Raw genomic sequence first — 2,412 nt, forward strand, 5'->3', positions numbered from 1 at the left:
GGGAAAGCACGACCTGGAAGATGTCGCCTGCCTCGATGTAGCGGCGGGCCCGCCGCACGGCCTGCTCGAACGCCTCGTCCTCGACCGCCGCGCCGCCCGGGTCACGCACCGGCGCGGCAGGAACTTCAACGGCCGCGGAGAGCGCCCACACCCCGTCGGCCCCGCCCGGGCCGTGTAGCCTCTCCCACACCCGGGCCACCCGCTCACTGGCCTCGGCGTATGCGGCGCCAGGGTCGCCCCCGACAGGGTCCCACCGTGCCAGGGCCACCACGTATCCCATGCGGCGCAGGTGGTCGAAGACCACCACGGTGTCGGCCAGGAGGTACCCGGCCTCCCACGTGCCGACGGGGTCGGGCCGGACCGTCCCGAGACGTTCGATGGTGCGCACCACATCGTACCCGAGAAACCCCACGGCCCCGCCGAAAAACGGGGGCAGTTCCCGTGCGGCCCGCGGCGCGCCGTCGAGGCTCGCCTTGACCACCTCGGTCGGGACTCTCCAGGGGCGCAGCCGCTCGCGCAGCTCGCTCAAGGGATCGCGGCTTGCCCAGCGGTCAGCCTCGTAGATTACCCCGTCCCGGGGGTGCGCGCGGAAGACCAGGCCATACTGGCCGTCGAACGCCACCAGTTCGCTTGCGCCCGCCCCCACGAACGACCAGCGGCCCAACCGCTCGCCCTGCTCCACGCTCTCGAGGAGGAAGCGGCCGAGCGGATTTGGCCCCAGCCTCAGAAGGGCCGCGACAGGCGTCAGCCCGTCCGCCAGAAAGGGAGCGAAGACTGCCCCGGCTCCGAGGGAGCCGAAATGGTCAACGAACGCCGACCGACCCGGAAAGCGCTGCAAAGAGGGCCTCCCCACCAGAAGGCGCCCCTGCAGCCGTCTGGGCAAGCAAGGAAAGGCGAGGAGGGAAAGAGACGAGAACCGATGCCCTTCCCTCTCCTGGCTTCGCTTTTCTCAACTCGTCTCGCCTGGCGCTCTGCTCGCCTCAACACTGCCTGCAGGGCACCGGAATTTGGCATGAGTATAGCCACAGGGTCAAAGGCGCGTCAAGGTATCCGGCCTGTTTCATCGCCGGGGCTCGAAGGCCAACCCCTGCGCCTTCCAGCGGCCAAGGGCCTCGTCCAGGCGCCGGTCGGGCACCGTCAACGAGATGCGCACAAACCCCTCGCCCTGCTGCCCGTACCCGATGCCCGGCGTCACCACCACGCCGGTGCGGTCGAGGAGTTCGGCGGCGAAGCTCATCGAATCCCACCCCGGCGGGAGCGGCACCCATACGTAAATGGCACCCCCGGGCGGCTCGATCTTCCAGCCCATCTCCCTGAGCGCGGCCACGACCCGGTCCCGCCGGCTCTGGTAAAGGCCCCGCATTCCCTGCGTGAATGCCGCCTGCGTGTCGAGGGCCTCAGTGGCCGCCTCCTGGATCGCCCCGAACACACCCGAGTCCAGGTGCGTCTTCAGGCGGGCCAGCGCATCGATCGCGGCAGCGCTCCCGCACGCCCACCCGATCCGCCAGCCGGTCATGTTGAAGCTCTTCGACAGCGAGTGGAACTCGATGGTGACGTCCCGCGCCCCGGGGACTTGCAGGATGCTCGGGGCCCGGCGGTTGTCGAACGTGAGCTCGCTGTACGCGGCGTCGTGACAAACCAACACGTCGTGGGCCTTGGCCCAGTTGACGACCCTCTCGAAGAACTCGAGCCCCGCCACCGCTCCCGTGGGGTTGTTGGGGTAGTTGATGAACAAGAGCCGGGCCCTCCGCACAACCTCCCCCGGTACCGCATCCAGGTCCGGCAGGAAGCCGCGCTCCGGGCGCAGCGGCACGCTGAACGCTTCCCCGCCGGCCAGAGCCACTGCCGTCGCGTACACGGGGTAGCCCGGGTCGGGCACCAGCGCCACAGCGCCCGGCTCCATGGTGGCCCACGCCAGGTGAGCCAGCCCTTCCTTGGAACCGATGAGCGCCAGCACCTCCCGATCGGGGTCCAGTTGCACGCCGAAGCGCCGGCCAAAGAACCGAGCCACCGCCTCCCGGTAAGACCGGAGCCCCTGGTAAGGTGGGTACCGGTGATGTTCGGCGCGTCCCGCACTATGCCGCAGCGCCTCCACGATGGGTGCGGGGGTGGGCTCGTCGGGGTCACCGATGCCCAGGTTGATGACGTCGACTCCGGCAGCCTTCGCCCGACCGATGCGCCGGTCGATCTCCGCGAACAGGTATGGCGGGAGCTTCTCGATGCGGGAAGCAAGCTTCACCGGGAGCCAACCCCTTTCACCCAGTCCCACGGGAGCACGCCCTGAACCACCAGCTCCGCCGGCCCGGTCATCCAGATGCGCCCGTCCTCGCCCCACTCGATGGTGAGCCGTCCCCCCGGCAGTTGGACGTTTGCCCGGCGGCCGCTGCGTCCCGTGGCCGCTGCGGCCACCAG

The 2,412-nt window shown here is 69.9% G+C and carries 2 protein-coding genes; both read right to left on the reverse strand.

Annotation, left to right across the window (positions count from 1 at the left end; all coding sequences use genetic code 11):
- The coding region (locus tag AB1609_21290) for a hypothetical protein (GenBank protein MEW6048970.1) at window positions 1-838 on the reverse strand (838 nt) is incomplete at its 3' end.
- 222 nt (window positions 839-1,060) lie between these two features.
- Window positions 1,061-2,239, reverse strand: coding sequence for an LL-diaminopimelate aminotransferase (locus AB1609_21295; protein MEW6048971.1), 1,179 nt, complete (start codon window positions 2,237-2,239; stop codon window positions 1,061-1,063).
- Window positions 2,240-2,412: the final 173 nt, after the last annotated feature.

This window comes from Bacillota bacterium (assembly GCA_040754675.1).
In the GTDB taxonomy this organism is placed as follows: Bacteria; Bacillota; Limnochordia; order Limnochordales; family Geochordaceae; genus Geochorda.